Below are 6,429 nucleotides of genomic sequence, written 5' to 3' on the forward strand. Positions count from 1 at the left end.
TAAAACAAAATGTTCGTTGAAAAAGTGTGGAGACAAATTCCTGCTTTTTAATAAATATCCATTTTCGGGAAATTATTTCGTGTCGAAAATAGACAAAAATTGTGAACTATTGTATAATAGATAAGATTAAGAAAGGAGGTGTGAGATGAGAAAAATATTGGTATTTGTAATGGCATTGAGTCTCAGTGTTATGCTCTTGGGATGCAGTGGTACAGATACTTCAAAAGAAGTAACGGATACGATGCAAAATGCAAAGCAAGAGGAAAAGCAAGATACCAGTCAGGAAAAGACAGAACCAACGCAGGACAAAACAGAACAAAAGGATGAGCAGGTGGAAGAAAATGACAGCAAGGCAGAAGACAGCGGAGATCACGAGGCTCAGGATCAGATTCTGAAATTATATTATATATCCGACAGTGAAGAAATCGAATGCGCAGAGATCAGAACAAATCTGCTTCAGACAACCGATATCTGGAACGGCTTAATAGGGGAAGGCGTTCTTAGCAGTGAATGTAAGATGAACGGCTGCAACGTTGATCAGGAACAGAAAACGATCGATCTTGATGTAGATTCCGGAACTGGTTCTTACATCAGAAGCATGGGGACGACAGGAGAAGAACAAATACTCACATGTATTAAAAAGTCTTTCCTGAAAACGTACGAATGTGAACGACTTAAGATTACGGAAAACGGTCAGCCATTAGAGACCGGACATACCGTACTCAAAGGATACATGACAGCAGATGAGTAAGAGAAGAGGAGTGTATAATGAAGAACTGGTTGAAAAAATGCAGTGTGGCATTGCTGGTCTTTTCAATGATTGGTACAACAATGCCGGTATATGCGGCGGATGCGCCAGCTGCAAAAACACAGACGACAACAGAGGACCAGACAGAAGAGCAGAAGTCTGAAGTACAGGCAGAAGAATCACAGGTAGAAGAACCACAGCAGCAGGAACAAACTTCAGAAGAACAACAATCAGTTGATGAAAATGTTGAAGGGGAACAGGATGTTCAGGAGCAGGAAGCGCCAGAGCAGGAAACGACAGAACAGGAAGCCCAACCAGAAGAAAGCAGCATGAATTATGCTTACGTGGAAAGTCCATATCTGCAGACACCGGAGACACAGCGAATTGTTGTATCCTGGGGAACAGAAGACGAGTACATAGCGCAGATGGTACTTCATGTACGAAAAGATGATGATACCTGGGAAGACTGGTGTATCAGTAGATCGGAAGGAAATCTGTATCTGTTTGAAAAGTATTACGAAGATGAGTATCAGAGTGGAACCTATGAAGTTGTTTCCATCAGTGTAACAGAAAATGGAGAAACTACAGACTATGCACTTGCTGATCTTGGAATGGAAGCAAAATTCGGTGTGAATCAGGAGTATGATGGAATCGATGAATTGCAGCCGATTGATGAAGAGCAGGAAGAAGCAGAATCTGAGGATGCGGTTGGTATATCCGTTTCTACATTGAATGAAGACGGAACCATTGAAGAGCAGAACAGTATCGAGGATGCACTTGATGCAGCACGGACAGATGTCCTTGCATCAACCCCGGCGATGATGTCGCTTGATGATGATTCTGGAATCAGTACCCAGGCTGCAAGATCAGGCAAGATTGTTGTGGCACTGGATCCGGGACATGATGACAGGGATGCCGGGGCATCAGCAAATGGTTTGCGAGAGGAAGCACTTACACTGAAAATTGCAAATTATTGTAAAGCAGAACTGGAGCAGTATTATGGTGTAGAAGTATACATGACAAGAACTTCTTCAGCTTGCCCGTATCCAAATGAAACGCCGGCAGGAGGTTGTATTACCGCAAGAGCAAATGCAGCAGCCAAAGCAGGTGCAAAGATTTTTGTGAGTTTTCATTTGAATGCGGCAGCTACAACAGCGGCTTATGGGGCAGAAGTTATTATTCCAAACTATAACTGGAAATCAGATGTAGGTGCACAGGGAAGAGAGCTTGCGTCAAAGATTTTGAGTGAACTGACTTCACTTGGTTTGTATAACAGAGGACTGTATTATAAGACAGGAACAGAGCCGGAGTACAAGTATCCAGATGGTTCACTTGAAGATTGGTTTACAGTACAGGTCGCTAATAAGTACAATGGAATTCCTGGTATTATTGTTGAACATGCGTTTATCACGAATAGTGGTGATGTGAATAATGTCTTAAATACAGAGGCTGGACTAAAAAGATTAGGTGTTGCGGATGCGACTGGAATTGCAAATTATCTTGGATTATCGAAAGAAAAAGTAGAATGGAAAACCGTAAATGGAAAGAAATATTGCTATGTGAATAATCAGAGAGTGACAGGAGAAAGACAAATTGGTGGTCACTGGTATTATTTTGATGGAAATGGAGTAATGCAGACTGGATTTGTGAATCTGGGAAGTAAGACGGTTTATTATAATTCAGATGGACAGATGCTTTATGGAGAACAGAAGATAAATAATGCATGGTATTATTTCGATACAATTACGGGTGCAAGAATTACTGGGTTCTACAATTTACCGGGTAAGACGGTCTATTATGGATCAGATGGGCAAATGCGCTATGGAGAACAGAAGATAAATAATGCCTGGTATTGTTTTGATACAATTACGGGTGCGAGAGTAACTGGTTTTTATAATCTTTCGGGAAGAATTGTTTACTATGGGGCAGATGGAAAGATGCGCTATGGAGAACAGAAGATAAATAATGCCTGGTATTGTTTTGATACAATTACGGGTGCGAGAGTAACTGGTTTCTATAATCTTTCGGGAAAAATATACTACTACGGAACCGACGGAAAGAAACGTTTCGGAGAACAAAGGATCAATGATGCATGGTATTTTTTTGATACTTCTACTGGTAAAATGATTACAGGATTTTATGATTTACCAGGAAAAGTAGTTTACTATGGAGCAGATGGGAAGATGCTTTATGGAGAACAGAAAATAGGCAATTGTTACTATTATTTTGATCCTACATTTGGAAGTATGTATGTAGGATGGAAAACAGTTAATAAAAAATCAAGATATTACCAGGAAAATGGATGTTGTACAATAGGAGAGTACAAGATTGATGATAAATGGTATTATTTTGACAAGAATGGAATTATGCAGACCGGATTTGTTGATTTGCCAGAAAAAACTGTATACTATAATGAAAACGGAGTCATGGAGTATGGAGAACAGAAGATAAATGATGCATGGTACTATTTTGATATGATAACCGGAAAGATGGCAACTGGCTTTTGTGAGTTACCTGAAAAGTGGGTATATTACGGAAGCAATGGAAAAATGCTTTATGGAGAACAAAAAATAGGGAATTACTATTATTATTTTGATACAGTATTTGGAAGCATGTATTCTGGATGGAAGACGGTAAACGGAAAAACAAGATATTATCAAAGTAATGGTCAGGGAAAAACAGGTGAATACTGCGAAAATGGGAAATGGTATTACTTTGATAAAAATGGAATCATGCAAAAGGGATTCGTCCAGTTACCAGAAAAGACTGTATACTATAATGAAAACGGAGTTATGCAGTATGGAGAACAAAAAATAGGGAATTACTATTATTATTTTGATACAGTATTTGGAAGCATGTATTCTGGATGGAAGACAGTAAACGGAAAAACAAGGTATTATCAAAGTAATGGACAAAGTAAGATCGGCGAATATTGTGAAAACGGAAGATGGTATTATTTTGATAAGAATGGAGTCATGCAGAAGGGATTCGTCCAGTTACCAGGAAAGACTGTGTACTATAATGGAAGTGGTGTCATGCAGTATGGAGAACAGAAGATCAGTGATGCATGGTACTATTTTGATACGATAACTGGAAAGATGGCGACGGGATTCTATAATTTGCCGGGAAAAACTGTATATTATGGAACGGATGGAAAAATGCTCTATAAAGAACAGAAAATAGGAAATTACTATTATTATTTTGATGCTGTGACAGGTGCAATGGTAAAAAATACTACCATAAATGGACATTATTATGATAATACAGGTAAAAGAGTAGAAAAACAGCAAGAAGCAAGCCATCTGATTGTAAATACATCTACCACAAATGTGACGCAGATGGTACAGTTTTATAAAAATACAGGCGAAACGTATCCAACTGAAAAATTAAAAAAAGGTGGAGCGGAAAGTATAGAAAAATTTGCCAGTATTTATTATGAAGAAGCAACAGCGGAAGGTGTAGATCCAGCGGTTGCATGGTGCCAGAGTATGAAGGAAACAGGATGGTTACAATTTGGCGGACAGGTGAAAATAGAACAGTTCAATTTCGCTGGTTTAGGAGCTACTGATAACGGAGCTTCCGGAGCTGATTTTAGTAAATATGGAGAGAATGGTGTAAGAATGGGCGTCAGAGCTCAGATTCAGCATCTTAAAGCATATGCAGTTTCAGGTTTAACAGAGAAAGATTTAAAATATACATGTGTTGATCCTAGATTTCGTTTAGTAAACAAAGGCTCAGCAAAATACGTGGAATGGCTTGGCACCCATGAAAATCCGATAGGAGCTGGTTGGGCAACAGGAGTAGAGTATGGCCAGGGGATTATTAAATTAATGAACCAGCTTGAAAAGTAAGTACATATTGTAAAAGGTGAAAAATGAAGAAGCTCTTTGGAATCTTGGTGAAAATCGGGATTTCAAAGGGTTTTTCTAGATAATTGAACTAAAAAGTATAAAAATTTATTTTTAGGGTATCAGCAGAAGATTGTAAAATATACCTCAAAGTGTTAGAATAGTTGAGTAATTACAGTAAGATTGAAAGGATAAAAATAATGAGAAAAGTACCAATTTTATATATTGTTATTCCTTGCTACAATGAAGAAGAAGTGTTACCTATTACAGCGCCGCTTTTTTTGGAAAAAATTCATCAGTTAGTCAATGAAGGAAAGATTCTTGATGAAAGCCGTATTTTATTTGTTAATGATGGAAGCAAAGATGGTACATGGGAATTAATTAAAAAATTATCAAAGGAAGAATATCATTATAAAGGGATTGCACAGAGCAGAAATCGTGGACACCAAAATGCTGTTCTGGCTGGATTGATGACAGCTAAAGAAGCAGCGGATATTACAATTTCGATTGATTGCGATGGACAGGATGATATTAATGCAATGGATGCGATGGTAGATGCATATATGGCAGGGGCTGAAGTTGTTTACGGAGTACGAAGCAAGAGAGAAACAGACACATTTTTTAAGCGATTTACAGCAGAATCTTTTTATCATTTGCTAAATTGGATGGGAGCAGAAGTTGTATTTAATCATGCAGATTACAGACTGATTTCTTCAAAAGTATTAGATGCATTTTCTGATTTTAAAGAAGTAAATATCTTCTTACGTGGATTGATTCCGTTAGTTGGTTTTAACAGTACTTCAGTATATTATGAACGGCATGAACGAATTGCGGGTGAAAGTCATTATCCGTTGAAAAAAATGTTGGCACTTGCATTTGATGGTATTACCAGTTTGAGCATTAAACCTATCCGAATGATTACAGCAGCTGGAACAATTATTTCATGTCTTGGATTTTGTGCTATTATATGGGCAATTATTATGCAGGTTATGGGAAATACGGTTGCTGGCTGGGCAAGTATGGTTTGCATAGTAGCGTTTCTCGGAGGAATTCAGTTACTTTCGCTTGGTGTTATTGGGGAATATATTGGGAAAATATATTTGGAAACAAAGGCAAGACCAAGATATATTATTAGTGAAACTACAGATGATGTTCAGGATTAAATATGTATGTTGAAAAATCCTTTTCCGTTAAGAGACAATAAGAATTTACTTAAATGTAGACTTGAGTAGTGGAAATATTGCGATATTATGTGAAACATGTTATATTACATAAGGCGTATGCTGTGATAAATATTGGAGGAATCATTTATGGAAAGGGTTGAAAATAAAAGAAAAGTCTATAATTTTAGAAAACTTATTGTGAATATTGCGGGAGATATTATAAAAATTGTATTAGGAATAATATTATTTATATTATCGATAGCTTCAATTGTATATACTTGCAAGTTATGTGATACGGACACTTTATGGGAATTTACTTTTTACAATAAAGATAATATTTTTAAGTATGTGATTATCATAATAGGAATGATAGTTATGTATAAAATATATATTGTTTTGAAAAGGAACAATAAAATTATTAAATATAAATCTCAATATGGGAAAAAAATAGACATATATAAACTTTTAATCTGCATGCATTGCATATTAGGAATAGGATGGGTTGTTTGTACGCAATTGACACCTAGAGCAGATCAAGGATTTTGTTCAGCAATAGCAGCTAATCTTTTTTCAGAAACGTATGATAAAGCAGATTTTCTTAAGGGTGGATATTTGAATCAATACCCATTTCAATCAGGAATTATTTTAGTATTTAAGATAATATATAGCC

The 6,429-nt window shown here is 36.8% G+C and carries 4 protein-coding genes; all 4 read left to right on the plus strand.

What is annotated here, in order from left to right:
* The first annotated feature begins 145 nt into the window (after window positions 1–145).
* The gene (locus ACYQ5K_RS16315) at window positions 146–751 is read left to right on the plus strand and encodes a hypothetical protein (RefSeq protein WP_195230708.1); all 606 of its coding nucleotides are present in this window, start codon (window positions 146–148) and stop codon (window positions 749–751) included.
* A 17-nt stretch (window positions 752–768) separates the two neighbouring features.
* Window positions 769–4,599 (plus strand): N-acetylmuramoyl-L-alanine amidase, encoded by a 3,831-nt coding sequence (locus tag ACYQ5K_RS16320; RefSeq protein ID WP_459778010.1) that lies wholly within the window; start codon window positions 769–771, stop codon window positions 4,597–4,599.
* A 197-nt stretch (window positions 4,600–4,796) separates the two neighbouring features.
* On the plus strand, window positions 4,797–5,759 hold the full coding sequence (locus tag ACYQ5K_RS16325) for a glycosyltransferase family 2 protein (RefSeq protein ID WP_118199104.1): 963 nt from the start codon (window positions 4,797–4,799) through the stop codon (window positions 5,757–5,759).
* 147 nt (window positions 5,760–5,906) lie between these two features.
* Window positions 5,907–6,429 (plus strand): hypothetical protein (locus ACYQ5K_RS16330; protein ID WP_459778012.1); only part of this gene is annotated, 523 nt, incomplete at its 3' end.

Source organism: Allocoprococcus similis (assembly GCF_054660775.1).

What these genes read in the sequence shown, in the direction of transcription:
- ACYQ5K_RS16315 (WP_195230708.1), top strand. Translation starts at nt 146, where the DNA reads ATGAGAAAAATATTGGTATTTGTAATGGCATTGAGTCTCAGTGTTATG.
- ACYQ5K_RS16320 (WP_459778010.1), top strand. Translation starts at nt 769, where the DNA reads ATGAAGAACTGGTTGAAAAAATGCAGTGTGGCATTGCTGGTCTTTTCA.
- ACYQ5K_RS16325 (WP_118199104.1), top strand. Translation starts at nt 4,797, where the DNA reads ATGAGAAAAGTACCAATTTTATATATTGTTATTCCTTGCTACAATGAA.